Annotated in this window: 14 protein-coding genes; 4 read left to right on the top strand and 10 right to left on the bottom strand. The window is 60.7% G+C overall.

The window, feature by feature from the left end; translation table 11 throughout:
* Positions 1-24: 24 nt before the first annotated feature.
* Together JV201_RS22725 and JV201_RS22720 are read right to left on the bottom strand one after the other, a co-directional pair.
* Positions 25-984 carry a leucyl aminopeptidase gene (locus JV201_RS22725; protein WP_219406072.1) on the bottom strand — a complete coding sequence of 320 codons (960 nt, stop codon included), beginning with the start codon at positions 982-984 and terminating at the stop codon, positions 25-27.
* A gap of 77 nt (positions 985-1,061) precedes the next feature.
* A complete protein-coding gene (locus JV201_RS22720) occupies positions 1,062-1,199 on the bottom strand; it encodes a hypothetical protein (RefSeq protein WP_003175756.1) in 138 nt (45 codons plus the stop codon).
* A 525-nt stretch (positions 1,200-1,724) separates the two neighbouring features.
* Here JV201_RS22720 and JV201_RS22715 point away from each other — a divergent pair.
* Together JV201_RS22715 and arfB are read left to right on the top strand one after the other, a co-directional pair.
* Positions 1,725-3,131, top strand: a complete 1,407-nt coding sequence (locus tag JV201_RS22715) for an amino acid permease (protein ID WP_219406071.1) — start codon at positions 1,725-1,727, stop codon at positions 3,129-3,131.
* 883 nt (positions 3,132-4,014) lie between these two features.
* Positions 4,015-4,428 (top strand): alternative ribosome rescue aminoacyl-tRNA hydrolase ArfB, encoded by a 414-nt coding sequence (gene arfB / locus JV201_RS22710; protein WP_003212972.1) that lies wholly within the window; start codon positions 4,015-4,017, stop codon positions 4,426-4,428.
* Here the strand turns inward: arfB and JV201_RS22705 are convergent.
* The 3 genes from JV201_RS22705 to JV201_RS29940 all read right to left on the bottom strand — a co-directional run bounded on the left by JV201_RS22705 (position 4,425) and on the right by JV201_RS29940 (position 6,087).
* The gene (locus JV201_RS22705; RefSeq protein ID WP_177008479.1) at positions 4,425-5,624 is read right to left on the bottom strand and encodes an MFS transporter; all 1,200 of its coding nucleotides are present in this window, start codon (positions 5,622-5,624) and stop codon (positions 4,425-4,427) included. The genes arfB and JV201_RS22705 overlap by 4 nt on opposite strands.
* Positions 5,625-5,710: 86 nt before the next feature.
* Complete coding sequence (locus tag JV201_RS22700) at positions 5,711-5,884, bottom strand: hypothetical protein (RefSeq protein WP_008430977.1); 174 nt, start codon at positions 5,882-5,884, stop codon at positions 5,711-5,713.
* Between the two features lie 74 nt (positions 5,885-5,958).
* Positions 5,959-6,087, bottom strand: a complete 129-nt coding sequence (locus tag JV201_RS29940; RefSeq protein ID WP_003212978.1) for a hypothetical protein — start codon at positions 6,085-6,087, stop codon at positions 5,959-5,961.
* Positions 6,088-6,449: 362 nt separating this feature from the next.
* Between JV201_RS29940 and JV201_RS22695 the strand changes: the two genes are divergently transcribed.
* Positions 6,450-7,724 carry an MFS transporter gene (locus JV201_RS22695; RefSeq protein ID WP_052024259.1) on the top strand — a complete coding sequence of 425 codons (1,275 nt, stop codon included), beginning with the start codon at positions 6,450-6,452 and terminating at the stop codon, positions 7,722-7,724.
* Here the strand turns inward: JV201_RS22695 and JV201_RS22690 are convergent.
* Both JV201_RS22690 and JV201_RS22685 read right to left on the bottom strand, forming a co-directional pair.
* Entirely contained in the window at positions 7,721-8,305 is a 585-nt protein-coding gene (locus tag JV201_RS22690; RefSeq protein WP_003212982.1) for an HD domain-containing protein, read from the bottom strand. The two genes, JV201_RS22695 and JV201_RS22690, sit on opposite strands and share 4 nt — an antisense overlap.
* 33 nt (positions 8,306-8,338) lie before the next feature.
* Positions 8,339-8,650, bottom strand: a complete 312-nt coding sequence (locus JV201_RS22685; RefSeq protein WP_003212984.1) for a DUF962 domain-containing protein — start codon at positions 8,648-8,650, stop codon at positions 8,339-8,341.
* A 161-nt stretch (positions 8,651-8,811) separates the two neighbouring features.
* Between JV201_RS22685 and JV201_RS22680 the strand changes: the two genes are divergently transcribed.
* Entirely contained in the window at positions 8,812-9,867 is a 1,056-nt protein-coding gene (locus JV201_RS22680; protein ID WP_003212986.1) for an AraC family transcriptional regulator, read from the top strand.
* On the opposite strand, the gene JV201_RS22675 is transcribed toward JV201_RS22680, so the two are convergent.
* The 3 genes from JV201_RS22675 to JV201_RS22665 form a co-directional block, all read right to left on the bottom strand.
* Positions 9,824-11,278 (bottom strand): TrkH family potassium uptake protein, encoded by a 1,455-nt coding sequence (locus JV201_RS22675; RefSeq protein WP_219406070.1) that lies wholly within the window; start codon positions 11,276-11,278, stop codon positions 9,824-9,826. The genes JV201_RS22680 and JV201_RS22675 overlap by 44 nt on opposite strands.
* 264 nt (positions 11,279-11,542) lie before the next feature.
* The gene (locus JV201_RS22670; protein WP_003212990.1) at positions 11,543-12,880 is read right to left on the bottom strand and encodes an imelysin family protein; all 1,338 of its coding nucleotides are present in this window, start codon (positions 12,878-12,880) and stop codon (positions 11,543-11,545) included.
* 162 nt (positions 12,881-13,042) lie between these two features.
* Entirely contained in the window at positions 13,043-15,094 is a 2,052-nt protein-coding gene (locus JV201_RS22665) for a bifunctional diguanylate cyclase/phosphodiesterase (RefSeq protein WP_003212994.1), read from the bottom strand.
* Between the last annotated feature and the right edge of the window lie 216 nt (positions 15,095-15,310).

Here is a 15,310-nt window from a genome sequence, read left to right as displayed (position 1 = left end):
ATCTCCATTGTTTTGGCGGGCGTGTCAGAACATGAAAGCCCCATCGAACACGGGTTTATCGTCGAGGGCCAACACGCCACTGGCGAAGATCAGGTCCAGATGATGGCTGCCTTTCTGCCCGCCACCCAATCCCAGGTGCAGCCCGCAATGACGCTCTTCAAAGCCGGCGTTGCGCGCATACAAATCCTTCACGCCTTCATTGGTGCCAATGCCCAGTTCTTCCACCCGGCGATTGGACGGGTTGGCATTCAGGTATTTGTTGAAGTCATCCGCCAGCCCCGGCACTTCGCTGGCCACGGTGCAGATGGTCGAGTTCTCGATCCACAGTTCCAGCGGTGATTGCAGCACGCCGTATTTACGCGCAAAGGGAATGGTGCTGAGGAAGGTGCCGACAAACCGCACCTGGCCGTTGATGGCCTCGCTGTGGGTCGCGATCTCGCCGGGCGCCAGGTCGTGGTTGCCGACGCCGTTGATATTGGTCCACTTCTTGATGCTGCTCATGGGCGCTTCAAGGCGCGAGCCATGCTGGTCGGTGAAGCTCAGCACGCGGGCCTGGGACATGCGCCGGATCAACGTGGCGTTGAGGTCGGCAATCCGCTGTGGGGCGACGCTGAAGGTGTCGTAGAAGTAATCGCCATAGTCCTTGAGCAGCAGGGACTTTTTCCAGTGCTCGGCCATCACGCCCTGCAGTGCGCGGATAAAGTCCGGGCCTTCGGCGCGTGGGTTGGGCAAGGTCGAGGAATCGTAGAGAAACATGTACAGGTCACAGCCTTCGATGGCCTTGGCCAGCGTTTCGCTGGGGGCCTGGTCCAGGCGTTGTACCTGGAAGTCGAAGCGGGCAGCGCTGCCCTGGATGATCGATTGGGCGATAGCGTCGTAGCGTTCGGTATGGCCAAGCAAAATGGTGGGGCGGTGCAGGCCGGCGAGGGCCGGGTGATGGGCGAGGTAATACAGAAAATGTTCGACGGCGCGGGCCTTGTCCATGACGTCCTTCCTTCAAAGCCTTCGGTAGGAGCAGTGGCAGGTGCGGCGTCCCGCACCTGCCGGGGTGCCTGATCAGATTAGAAAGGCCACATCGCGGTGCCGAACGGCACGACGGCATCGGCTTGCATCATTTCAACGGCGGCCTCATGGGTCGGCGCTTCAAACCAATCGTCGAGTTGCAGTTCGGTTTCCAGGTCATTTTCCAGTGCTTGCATGGTGAATCTCCTAGATGACGTTGTTTGAGAACGAGCTTGCCAGCTTGCTGCGCTGGGCAAGTGGATGAACCTAGAAGAGAGTGTTTGGGATTGCAAAATTTTTATTGACACGGTTCCATTTGGATTTTTTATTCCGTTTTGATGGCGATTTGGTTTATGTCGATGAAACAGAGAGTTGGTTGCATCGTTTTGTAGGAATCGTCCTTTCGTCAACTTCTCGTTATCTGAAAGAATTTTCCTAATGTCCCTCCTATCTGCCGCACCGCATCCTGTCAGCCCAGACAGGTTTGGCGGTGTACAATGCGCCGCGTTTTACTGTGATCCCACTCTCTCAGGGCTATCCGCCTTGTTCATTCCGCCTGGCCACAAGCCCGTCGGGTTCGATTTCGTCACAGATAAAAACAACAGGTGACGTATGACCGTAAGAAAAAACGCTGGACCGGGGTTTGATCGGCGCTGCTGTAGCCCGTTACCAAAGCAGCACCCCTCCATGAGCACCCTCAAACCTTGCGTGAGACCCTTTCCATGAGTGAAGCCAACTCGCATTCAGGCGAACTGAAGCGCGGCCTGAAAAATCGCCATATCCAACTGATCGCCCTCGGTGGCGCGATTGGCACCGGGTTGTTCCTGGGGTCGGCCGGCGTGCTGAAATCCGCCGGGCCGTCGATGATCCTCGGGTATGCCATCTGCGGCTTTATTGCCTTCATGATCATGCGCCAGCTGGGCGAGATGATCGTCGAAGAGCCGGTGGCCGGTTCCTTCAGCCACTTTGCCCACAAGTATTGGGGCGGTTTCGCCGGCTTCCTGTCGGGCTGGAACTGCTGGATTTTGTACATCCTGGTGGGCATGTCGGAGCTGACGGCGGTCGGCAAGTATGTGCACTACTGGTGGCCCGAGATCCCGACCTGGGTGTCGGCGGCGGCGTTTTTTGTGTTGATCAATGTGATCAATCTTTCCAACGTCAAAGTCTTCGGCGAGGCCGAGTTCTGGTTTGCGATCATCAAGGTGGTCGCCATTGTCGGCATGATCGCCCTGGGCAGTTACCTGTTGGTGAGTGGCACCGGCGGGCCACAAGCCTCGGTGACCAACCTGTGGGAGCACGGCGGGTTCTTTCCCCATGGCGTGGGTGGTTTGGTGATGGCCATGGCGATCATCATGTTCTCGTTTGGCGGCCTGGAGATGCTCGGGTTTACTGCGGCTGAGGCGGACAAGCCACGCACGGTGATTCCGAAGGCGATCAACCAGGTGATCTACCGGATCCTGATTTTCTACATCGGCGCGTTGGTGGTGCTGTTGTCGTTGACGCCTTGGGACAGCTTGCTGGAGACCCTGAATGCCTCCGGGGACGCCTATAGCGGCAGTCCGTTTGTGCAGGTGTTTTCGATGTTGGGCAGCAATGTCGCGGCGCATATTCTCAACTTTGTGGTGCTGACGGCGGCGTTGTCGGTCTACAACAGCGGCACTTACTGCAATAGCCGGATGCTGTTGGGGATGGCCGAGCAGGGTGACGCGCCGCGGGCATTGGCGAAGATCGATAAGCGCGGGGTGCCGGTGCGGTCGATCCTGGCGTCGGCGGCGATTACGCTGGTGGCGGTGTTGATGAATTACCTGATTCCGCAGCATGCGCTGGAGTTGTTGATGTCGCTGGTGGTGGCGACCCTGGTGATCAACTGGGCGATGATCAGTTTTTCGCATTTCAAGTTTAGGCAGCATATGGATCGGACTGGGCAGGTGCCGTTGTTCAAGGCGCTTTGGTATCCGTATGGGAATTATGTTTGCCTGGCGTTTGTGGTGTTTATTCTTGGGGTGATGCTGCTGATTCCGGGGATTCAGGTGTCGGTGTATGCGATTCCGGTTTGGGTGGTGTTTATGTGGGTTTGTTATGGGATCAAGAACAGGCGCAAGGCTCGGGAGGGGGTGGTGTTGAGTTGATGGTGTACATATCCGTTTCTTCGGTAACGGCGACTTATGGTTCCGCTCTTACAGCGGGTCACTTTTGGCAAACGCCCCAAAAGTAACCAAAAGGTCTTTGCCCCACCACTCGGTGCCTCGCTTAGGCTCGGCATGCCCGCACTCCGGCCCGGTTCCGCGGGCCGCCGCGACGGGCCATCCATGGCCCGGCGCGGCTAAACCGGCATCCTTGCCGGTTTACCCGCTCCACCGTGCCTACCTGCGGCCATCGTGGTTGACGGGGCCCGCAGATCAAAATCAAAAGCAAAAGCACGGCGGCCTGAAAGCCGACCTGAGTGTTAAAAGCCAGATCAAAAACCAGAGTGAAAGCAGAGCTGCTTTTCTGTAGGAGCTGGCTTGCCKGCGATGCAGRCAACTCGGTCTTGCAGGTACACCGAGGTGATGCCATCGCCGGCAAGCCAGCTCCTACAGTGGACCGTGCCCGCTTTAGCTTTTGATTTGGCTTTTGCTCTTCAACACTCAAGCCGGCCGGGAGGCCGCTGTGCTCTTGATCTGCTTTTGATCTTGATCTTAGGCGCCCCGTTAAACCACGCTGGCCGAACGCAGGCTTTGGAGCGTGGGTAACCCGGCAGGACGCCGGGTTAGCCGTCCTGGGCCAAGGATGGCCCATGACGGCGGCCCACGGTCCAAAGCCGGAGTGAGGGCACACCGAGCCTAGGCGAGGWGCCGAGTGGTGGGGCAAGAGCGTTTTGCTTACTTTTGCGCTGTTCAAAAGTGAGCCGCTGTAAGAGCGGAACCAATATCAGCCATCACCCAAATAACGGATATGTACCCASCCCCCAGCCCCCAGCAGCCCAACACATTGGCGTATCCTTACCCCTCCACCCCAAGGCCCGATCAAAAAATGCTGGTGATATCCAACAACGTGCACCTCCCCGACGCCGAGATCGAACTGACAGCCATCCGCGCCCAGGGCGCTGGCGGTCAAAACGTCAACAAGGTCTCCAGCGCCGTGCACCTGCGTTTCGACATCCCGGCCTCGTCCCTGCCTGACTTCTACAAGGAACGCCTGCTGGCCCTGCGCGACACCCGCATCACCAGCGAAGGCGTACTGATCCTCAAGGCCCAGCAATACCGCACCCAGGAACAAAACCGCGCCGACGCCCTCGAGCGCCTGGTGGAACTGATCCTCAGCGCCACCAAGGTCGAAAAGAAACGCCGCCCCACCAAACCCACCCTGGGCTCAAAGAAGCGCCGCCTCGAATCCAAGACCAAACGCGGCAGCATCAAGGCCGGCCGCGGCAAGGTTGATTTCTAAGCCGCGTCCCGCTCCTCGCGGTACTTCGGCGCCTGCCGATACAAATACAGGCTCAACAGCAACCCGCCAAACGCCGCGATCGCCGCAAACAGGAAGATCGAGGCAAACCCGAACCCCGCCGCAATCGCCCCGGCCAACGGCCCGGTGATCCCCAACGACAAATCGATAAACAGCGAATACGCCCCCACCGCCGCACCCCGGCTCGAGGCGGGCACCAGGTTGACCGCCTCCACACCCAAGGCCGGAAACACCAGGGAAAAGCCAAACCCGCTCAACGCCGCACCCGCCAACGCCAAATGAGGATCCGGCGCCAGCCACAGCAGCAGCAGCCCCAGCGTCTCCACCGACAAACAGGCAATCGCTACGCGAAACCCGCCAATGCGGTTGATCAAATTGCCGAACAACAACCGCGCCCCGATAAAGCTGGCACCGAACAGGCTCAGGCACAGCACCGCGTTATCCCAATGCTGGGTCGCGTAATACAAGGTGATGAAGGTGGCGATGGTGCCAAACCCGATCGAGCCCAGCGCCAGCCCGCAGCCGTGAGGCAACACGCGCCCCAGCACATGCATGAACGGCAGGCGCTCGCCCACCACGATCGGCGCGGCGACTTTCGGCCAGGCCAGCAGCAGGCCCAGCACCGCCAGCAGGATGATGCTGACGCCCATGCTCCACAGCCCGAAATGACTGACCAGCAACACCCCCAGCGGTGCGCCGATGGCCAGGGCGCCGTAGCTGGCGATGCCGTTCCAGGAGATGACCTTGGCGGTATTCGCCGCACCCACCCGGCCAATGCCCCAGCCGATGGAACCCGAGCCCACCAGGCTTTCAGCGCTGCCCAGCACCAGGCGGCCAATCAGCAGGCTGGTGAGGCTCAGCGCCGGCAGGTGTGACAGCCACGCCGAGAGCAACATGAACACGCCGCTCAACCCGCAACCGGCCAGGCCGTACATGACGGCGCGCTTGCTGCCGCGGTTATCGATGATGCGTCCCGCGTAGGGCCGGCTCAGCAGAGTGGCCAGGTATTGCACGCTGATCACAAGGCCCGCGATCACGGCGCCAAAGCCCAGGTCGCTGTGCACATAGCCAGGCAACACGGCCAGGGGAATGCCGATATTCAGGTAGCCGATGAAGGTGAACAAAACGATGGAAACGACTTGCAGCGTGACCGCCATGGGGCGCTGGGTATCTGGCATGGGGAGAGGTCCACTGTCGCAGCAGGAAAAGATAGGCTGCTTATGATACCGATGCTGGGCGCGTGCGGGGGCAGCAAAGCAAACTTTTAGCGATCGGCGGGGTTGAGCAGTTGCGTGGTTACCAACGCGGCGAGGGCGTTTTCCTGGGTGCCGAAGCGCTTGAGCAGGAGGGCCTGTTTTTCCGGGGTGAGGCGGTTCCATACGTCGACCATGTGCAAGGCAGTGTCGAGCAGGGCGGTATCGGGGGTGGTGTCGGTCATGGCGGGGCTCACGGTGTTCAGGCGGTGTGGAAAGCGCGCAATGTCACGCTTTCCACACGGTCTGGGTACGGCTCTCAGTCTTCGCTCTTGCGGTCGACCGGTTTTGCCTCTTTGGGCTCGGGCTTGGTGGCACCGGCCTGTTGCGGGGTTGGCTGCTCAGTTTCGTGCAGGCTTGGGAAGGGGAGATTAGGGATTTCGTGCATCGTCGTCGCTCCTCGCAAGATCTGTTTTATCAATCGCAGGTGATTCCGCGCGTTCAAAAAGCCTGTGCAGGATACAGCACTGTAAATGACAGAAAGATTTTATCTCAGAAAATGAACGCGTCTTCATCCCGCCGCGCAAGTGACGTGGCGCCACAGGGGTGTCGATTGTCATCGTACAACATCACCCTTCACGGATTGACATCGTACTGCGGACTGAATATAACGCTAACAGTTGTATGACGACATATGACGTTACAGTTTTATAGCGCCCGTAATACGGATGCGCTCGGTCGCAGAACGTACGCCTCAAATCTAAAAATAATTAAGGTGAAGCGATGAAAATCAAAGGCATCCGTTGGTGGATGGTCGGGCTGATGACGGTCGGCCTGATTATTAACTACCTGGCCCGCAACACGCTCTCAGTCGCAGCCCCCACGCTGATGACCGACCTGAGCATCTCCACTGAGCAGTACTCCCACATCGTTGTTGCCTGGCAGGTGTGCTACGCCTTGATGCAGCCGATCGCCGGTTATGTGATCGATGCGATCGGTACCAAGATGGGCTTTGCCATCTTCGCCATCTCCTGGTCGGTAGTCTGTGCCCTGGCGGCATTCGCCACCGGTTGGCAGAGCCTGGCAGTGGCCCGTGGCGCACTGGGGCTGACGGAGTCGGCGGGCTTCCCCGGCGGCGTCAAGGCGATTACCGAGTGGTTCCCGGCCAAGGAGCGCTCCGTCGCCATCGGCTGGTTCAACTTTGGTTCGTCGTTTGGTGCGTTGCTGGCGCCGCCACTGGTGGTCTGGGCGATTTTGCACAGCGGCTGGCAGTTGGCATTCCTGATCGTTGGCGGCATCGGCCTGGTGTGGAGCGGGCTGTGGCTGCTGCTGTACAAGCACCCGCGTGACCAGCGCCTGCTGGCCCAGGCCGAGCGTGAGTACATCGAGGCCGGCCAGGAAACCCACCTCAAGGAAGGCGTGCAGAAGAAAGCCAGCTGGAAGCGCATCCTCAAGAGCCGCAACTTTTTCGCCATCGCCTCGGCGCGGATGCTCTCGGAGCCGGCCTGGCAGACGTTCAATGCCTGGATTCCGTTGTACCTGATGACCGAGCGGCACATGAACATCAAGGAAATGGCGCTGTTCGCCTGGCTGCCGTTCCTGGCCGCCGACATTGGCTGTGTGCTGGGTGGCTACCTGAGCCCGTTGTTCCACCGCTACTTCAAGGTCTCGCTGTTCACCTCGCGCAAGCTGGTGATGCTGTTCGGTTGCCTGTGCATGATCGGCCCGGCGTGCATCGGCCTGGTGGACAGTGCCTACACCGCGATTGCCCTGCTGTGTGTCGGCGGTTTCGCCCACCAGACCTTGTCGGGTGCACTGTTTTCCATCGCCTCGGACTCATTCGGCAAGAACGACGTGGCCACCGCCACCGGTGGCGGGCAGATGTGCGGGTTTATCGGGGCTGCGGCATTTACTGCGGTGTTCGGCGTGCTGGTGACCAAGGTCGGCTACAGCCCGCTGTTTGTGGTGCTGGCGATTTTCGACATCATTGCGGCCATCGTGATCCTGATGGTGGCCCGGGAGATCGTCAAAGATCCGGAGCCAGCCACCCAAACCGGTCACGGCGGCACATTGCTGCCGGTTTAACCCTGGCGTTCCATCGCCGCCTTGTAGAGCGAGTTCTTCGGCTGGGCAAACACCCGCGCCAGCATCGGCTCGAAGAAGCTCAGCGGCAGGGTGTCGTAGGCCGGGTCGAACGCCGCCGCGTCGTACTGCGCGCAGAACTCGATGGTTTGCCGGTACTGCGGGTGGTCGCCAAATTGCTCGCGCAGGTGGCGGTCCATCCCCAGGTGGTGGAAGAAGTAGTAGCCCTGGAAGATCCCGTGCTTCTCCACCATCCACAGATTCTCGGCGCTTACGAACGGCTTGAGAATCGCGGCGGCGATGTCCGGGTGGTTGTAGGAACCGAGGGTGTCGCCGATGTCGTGGAGCAGGGCGCACACCACGTACTCTTCATCCCGGCCATCGTGCCAGGCGCGGCTGGCGGTTTGCAGCGAGTGGGTCAGGCGGTCCACCGGGAAGCCGCCGAAGTCGCCCTCCAGCAGCCGTAGATGCGCCAGGATCCGGCTTGGCAATTGCCGGGCGTAAGCACTGAAATCCTTGGCGATGATCGCCCAGTCTTCCTGGGTACCATCCTGCATATGGGTGAAACGGGCCTGCTGGTTCATCAAAGCCTCTCTTATTGTTCTTCAAGCGTGGGGCTAGAACGGCACCTTGCCCAGAATCATGTCGCGGTACATCACGAAATCCCCCAACAGGCTGTACAGCGGATGCTGGAAGGTCGCCGGGCGATTCTTTTCAAAGAAGAAATGGCCGATCCAGGCAAAGCTGTAGCCGGCTACCGGCAGCGCCAGCAGCAGCCACCACGCACCTTTGCCGATCGCCAACGCGAGTATGAAGATAACGAGGCTGGTGCCGATAAAGTGCAGGCGACGGCACGTACTGTTGCCGTGTTCGCTCAGGTAATACGGGTAGAAATCGGCGAAGCTGTTGAATTGCCTGGCATTTTCCACAGTGGTCGGCCCTCTGGTTATTGTTCTGCCCGACAGATGTTCGGCGGGGAGCTTATTTGAGTCTAGAGTCATCAGTGGTAACAGCCAGTGACAATAGATGCCACTTTAGTATCCTTCGGATTCCTGGCTGTCGTTTCAGCCTTCCTTGTTAAGAAAACGCCATGAGCGAACGAACGACTTCTGCAAGCTGGGCGATGGGGATAGTCAAGGCGCTGGAAATGGACGGCCTGGATTGCCGTGCCTTGTTCAAGCAGCTTGGCCTGGATTACGCCGCGCTGAATGACCCGGATGCACGCTTCCCCCAGGATTCCATGACCCGGCTCTGGCAGCGCGCGGTCGAGCTGTCGGGCAACCCGGCGATTGGCTTGAACATGGGCAAGGTGGTGCGCCCGGCATCGTTTCATGTGGCCGGCTACGCCTTGATGTCCAGCAATACCCTGGCCGAAGGTTTTATGCGGCTGGTGCGTTACCAGCGAATCATTGCTGAAAGTGCCGACCTGAGTTTCCGCCTGTTACCCGAAGGTTATGCGCTGATTCTGACGGTGCACGGCGACCACCTGCCGCCTACCCGGCAAAGTGCCGAAGCGTCCCTGGCCAGTGCCCTGGCGTTATGCGGCTGGCTGACCGGGCGCACGTTGCAACCGCGCAAGGTGCTGGTGCAGGGCGATCAGCCAGCGGACCTGGCGCCCTACAAACAAGCCTTCCATGCACCGCTGGTGTTCAACGCGCCCTATGACGCGCTGATTTTCGAACGGGCCGATATGGAAGCGCCGTTGCCCACGGCGAACGAGGCGATGGCGTTGTTGCACGATCGTTTTGCCGGGGAGTACCTGGCGCGGTTTTCCGAGAGCCGGGTGACCCACAAGGCGCGGCAGGTGCTATGCCGATTGCTGCCCCAGGGCGAGCCCAAGCGTGAAGTGGTTGCGCAGACGTTGCACCTGTCCCAGCGCACCTTGCAGCGCCGCTTGCAGGAGGAGGGCACGAGTTTCCAGACCTTGCTCGACGACACCCGCCGCGAACTGGCCGAGCAATACCTGGCGCAGCCGAGCATGACCCTGCTGGAAATTGCCTACCTGTTGGGGTTTGCCGACCCGAGCAACTTCTTTCGTGCGTTCCGCCGCTGGTTCGATGCCACGCCCGGCGAGTACCGGGCGCGGTTGCATGAGCTGCCTGTCAGTGACGCCAAAACGCCGGAATGCACAGCACAAACACCGTAATGATCTCCAGCCGGCCCAGCAGCATGCCGAATGACAGGATCCACTTGGCCGCGTCCGGCAGGGTGGAGAAGTTACCGGCCGGGCCGATGGTTTCACCCAGGCCCGGGCCCACGCCGGACACGGTACTGGCGGCGCCGGTCAGCGCGGTCATCCAGTCCAGGCCCAGCAACGACAGGGCCAGGGCAATGGCGCAGATGGTGATGGCGAAGAAAAACGAGAAGGTCAGGATCGACCGCACGATTTCTTCATCGAGGCGATGGCCGTTGTACTTCTGCTTGATCACCGCTCGCGGGTGAATCAGCTGGTTCAAGTTGGCCTTGAGCAGGATGTAGGCGACCTGGAAACGGAAGATCTTGATCCCGCCAGCCGTGGAGCCGGAGCAACCGCCCACAAAGCCCAGGTAGAAGAACAGCATCAGCGAGAAATTGCCCCAGATGCTGTAGTCCCCGAGTGCGAAACCGGTGGTGGTCACCACAGAGGTGACGTTCACCGCCACGTGGCGCAGCGCGTCCAGCCAAGGCAGGTCGGTGGTCCACCAATACCAGGTGCCGAGCACCAGCCAGGTCACCACCAGCAAACCAAGCATGCCCTGCACCTGTTGGTCTTTGATCAGCGCCCGGCGGTTGCCACGCATCGTGGCCACATACAGGGTGAACGGCAGGCTGCCCATGATCATCACCACCACGGCCACCCAGTGCACCGCCGGCTGTTTCCAGTGGGCCAGGGATTCGTCGGAAGTGGAAAACCCGCCGGTGGAAATCGCCGACATCGCATGGTTGATCGCATCGAACAGCCCCATCCCGGCCCACCAGAACGCCAGGCTGCCGAGGATGGTGATGCCCACGTACGCCGCCACGATCAGGCGCGCCACCATGTGCGAGCGGGGCATGACCTTTTCCGAGCGGTCGGAGGATTCGGTCTGGAACAGGCGCATGCCACCGATGCGCAGCAGCGGCAGGATCGCCACCGCCATGCCGATAAAGCCGATGCCGCCGAGCCAGTGCAGCAGCGAGCGCCAGATGAGGATGCCCGGGGACATGGTGTCCAGGCCGCTGAGCACCGTGGAACCGGTGGCGGTGATGCCGGACATGCTTTCGAAGAACGAGTCGGTGTAGCTGATGTGCTGGGTCAGCAGGAACGGCAGTGCGGCGAAGATGCACACCACCAGCCAGCTGGAGACGGTGAGCAGGTACATGTCCCGCGGGCGCAGGTGCACATGTTCCGGGCGGCCGGGGATGACCAGTGCCAGGCCCGCGATAAAGGTAATCAGGCTGGCCCAGAGGAACGACGGCAGGTCGCTGGTGCGTTCAAAAAACACCAGGGTCGCCATGGGGATGACCATGGCGATCGCCAGGGTGATCAGGAAGATGCCGATAATGAAACCGATTATCCGTAAGGTCGGCAACGCCATGAGGTCCGCTCGGGGTGACAGGAAAGGCGCCATTCTACCTGCGGTGCAGGGCAAGTAAACCGGGGGGGCGTTGGAGACGTGGCAGATCAAGTGTGGGAGCGGGCTTGCTCGCGAAAGCGGTGTATCAGTCAACGGATGCATTGGCTGACCCACCGCTTTCGCGAGCAAGCCCGCTCCCACAGGAGATTTGTGCTGGTTGATGGAGCTTGGAGGGCAGGCACAAAAAAGGCGACCCGAAGGTCGCCTCATTCAACGCGGCACTGATCAGAACTCGTGATCAGCGTTATCCGGGTTCAAGTCACTGATGCCCAGCTTGCCAGCAGCCTGTTCGATCGAACCGGTCTGCTTCACCAATGCGGCGATGGCGTCACGTACGATCTGGTTGCCTTTGTCGTTACCGGCAGCAATCAACTGGTCGTAGTGTTCGCCGTTGTTGGCGTGGTCCACCATCACCTGGATCTTCGCTTCGGTAGACGCCAGGTCAGCCTTCAACGCTTCATCGGCCGCCGGGTCGGCCTTGGCCACCAGGGAGGACAGGCTGGCGCCGGTCATCTTGGTACCGTCGGTGCGGGTGTACTCACCCAGGTAAACGTTACGAATACCCTTGGCGTCGTAGAAGTGCGAGTTGTGGGTGTTGTCGCTGAAGCAGTCCTGTTCGTCTTCCGGCGAGTTGGCTTCCAGGGAAACCTTCATGCGCTCACCGGCCAGCTCGCCCAGGGACAGGCTACCCATGCCGAACAGCATCTTGCGCAGGCCATCGGTCGCAGGTTCTGCTTCCAGCGTGGCGCGGTAGTTGTCTTCGACGTTGGGCTTCCAGTTGCCGACCATTTCTTCCAGGTCGCTGACCAACAGTTGAGTCACGGCGCGCAGGTAGGTGCGGCGGCGCTCGTTGTGGCCGCCAGTGGCGCCATCACCGGTCATGTAGTCCGACGCTGGACGGTTGCCGGCGCCCGGGCCGGTGCCGTTCAGGTCCTGGCCCCAGAGCAGGAATTCAATTGCGTGGTAGCCGGTGGCTACGTTGGCTTCGGAACCGCCCAGCTCATTCAGGCTGGCGAGTTTTTCCGGGGTGATGTCTTTTACATCGACCTTGTCTTCGCCGACCTGGATCTCGTTGTTGGCGATGATGTTGGCGGTGGCGCCAGGGTTGCCCAGGGCGTGTTCGTAGGTCTTGTCGACGTAGTCGATCAGGCCTTCGTCCAGGGGCCAGGCGTTCACCTGGCCTTCCCAGTCGTCAATGATGGTGTTGCCGAAGCGGAACACTTCACTCTGCAGGTACGGCACGCGCGAGGCGATCCAGGCGGTACGGGCCGCTTTCAGGGTGTCGTCGTTCGGGTTGGCAAGGAAAGTGTCGATCGCGGTTTGCAGGGTTTTCGCGGTGGACTCGGCATCGCTGTACACCGCGAACACCATGTCAGCGTAATGCGCGACCACAGCCTTGGCGGCGGCCTCGTCTACCTGGCCTGCCGGGGCAGCCGCCGGGGCGGTGGTGCTGGCGGCGGCCGGGGCTTGAGGCGCGGCGGCCTTGTCTTTGCCTTCACCGCAACCGGCGAGCGAAATGGCAATGGCGAGAAGGCTGGCGGTGGCCAGGGGCATACGAATCATGGCGAACATCCTGCTTCGGTTGTTGATGGGGCACGCGGGGGGCGCGCAAAACTGCGACATAATGCGAAAGATTTGCATTTTGTGTAAAGCGTTATAAGCAGGAAATATTTAGTATCGATTTGCCGGCCATCGGCGCGCGTGGCCCCGATGGCCGGCATCGCTTCAGAGGATGGCGGCGTTATTGCGCTGGGCCTGTTTCAAGTAGGCCACCAACTCCCGTGCCGGCAAGGGTTTGCTGTAGTGGTAGCCCTGACCCTCGTGGCAACCCTCGGAGATGATGTAGGCCTCCTGTTCGGCGGTCTCCACACCCTCGGCGATCACCTGCATGCCAAGGCTTTTGCCGAGCTGGATGATCGCCCGCACGATGGTCGCATCGTCGTCGTCATCCAGCAGGTCCTGGACGAAGCTCTTGTCGATCTTGATCTTGTCCAGCGGCAGGCTTTTCAGATAGCTCAGGGACGAATAGCCGGTGCCGAAGTCATCAATCGCAATCAGTGCCCCGGAGCGGCGCAGGCTCAGCAGGTGCTGGGCGGCGGTGCTGATGTCTTCCATCAGGCCGGTCTCGGTGACTTCCAGCTCCAGGCTACGCGGCGGCAAGCGGTAGATTTGCAGCAGGTTGTTGACCACCCGTGGCAGCTCGGCGTGGTGCAACTGTACGGTCGACAGGTTGACCGCCATCCGCAGCTCGGTGAAGCCCAGGTCATGCCATTCCCGCAGTTGCCGGCAGGCCTGGTCCAGTACCCATTCGCCGATGGCAATGATGGTGCCGTTCTGTTCGGCCAGGGGGATAAACAGGTCGGGCGGCACCAGGCCGTGCTCCGGGTGCTGCCAGCGGATCAACGCTTCGACACCCACCACACGGTGGTCGAGATAGCTGATCTGCGGCTGGTACACCAGGTGAAACTGCTCGCGGCTCAAGGCGTCGCGCAGATCCTTTTCCAGCTCGCGGCGGCGGCGCATTTCGCTGTCGACGCTGGCGATATAGAACTGGTAGCGGTTGCGCGAGCGGCTCTTGGCCAGGGTCATGGTCTGTTCGGCTTTTTGCAGCAGCTTCTCGGTGCTGTCGCCGTCTTCCGGGAACAGGGTAATGCCGATGGTGGCACGCAGGCGGATCTGTTCGTGATCGAGGGCGAATTCGGCTTCCAGGTCGTCGAGGATGCTTTGTGCCAATTCGGCGGCTTCGTAGGGCTGCTCGATATCGGCCTGCACCAGGGCGAACTGGTCGCCGCCGAGGCGGGCGAGGGCGCCGAGACGGCCGCTGTGGGCCCGCAGGCGGTCGGCCAGGGCCAGCAGCAATTGGTCGCCGGCCTGGTAGGTGAACTGCTCGTTGACGCTTTTGAAGTCATCCAGCCCCACGCACAACACCGCGACCCGACGTTGCCGGCGGCCGGCGTCGATCAGGATCTTGTCCAGTTGCTCCTGCAGTTTCTGGCGGTTCGGCAGGCCGGTCAGGAAGTCGTACTGGGCCATGCGCAGCAGGCTGTTTTCCGCCTCATGGCGCAAGTGCGTATTGCGCTCGATGGATTCGAGCAACTGGTTGGCGGTGTTGATCCAGAGCCCCAGCTCGTTTTTCTCGTGGCCCTTGAGCTGCGGGATCTTGTGCTCGCTGGGGCGGTCGGGGTTGATCGAACTCAGGTGCTCGATGATGCGCGAGAGCGGCTTGGTCAGCAGCCAGTGATAGACCAGGTACAACACCAGCCCCATGGCCAGCGCCCGCAGCACCCCGGAGATGAAAATGATCACCGAACTGACGAGAAACCCTTTGCCATAGGTGGCGGTGTCGAGGGTGATGCTCAGGTCACCGTAGTACTCGCTGTAAGGCCCGCGCCCCACCAGCGGCGTGGTGAACGTGCGTTCCTGGCCCAGGATCAGGTCGGTCAGCCAGCGGCTCGGGGATTGTTGCAGGTCGCGGGTTTTTTCCGCGAGCATGGTTTCGTTGGGGTGGCCGATGGAGGCCATGCGCACGGCATCATCCTGGAACAGGCCTTCGATGACCTGCATGCCCATCTCCCGGTCCAGGCTGTAGACGGCCTGGGTGGACGGGTCGCGAAACATGTCGAGGATGCGCTGGGCATCACCGGCCACGGCCTGGCGCGTCTTGTACGCATCAAAGACGATCTGCGCCGCGCTCAGTACCACGCCCACGGCCAATGCCGAAAGCAGTACCACCCGTAGCAACTTCACCGACAAGCTGTTTTTGAGTTCCAGCTTCAAAGGGTTATTCCTTGTTCCATGCGGGTAGCCTCAATATGCCATGAGTATTGGCAATCCCGTGAGGGCAGTCAAAGGGACATTGCGGCCAGGGCAGGTTTTGCAGTTTAGATGAGCGCGTCCGGGGGTAAGACGTTGGGAGGGGGAATGGAAAGGCAGGCCTGGCATGGAGTGAAGTCGGCGGATCGTACGTGCCGACTTCTTGTACTGTCTTTTCAG

It is taken from the genome of Pseudomonas sp. Colony2, assembly GCF_019382755.1.
Taxonomy (GTDB): domain Bacteria; phylum Pseudomonadota; class Gammaproteobacteria; order Pseudomonadales; family Pseudomonadaceae; genus Aquipseudomonas.
The sequence above is the reverse complement of the archived record's forward strand: the minus strand, read 5'-3'. Positions and strand labels throughout refer to the sequence as shown.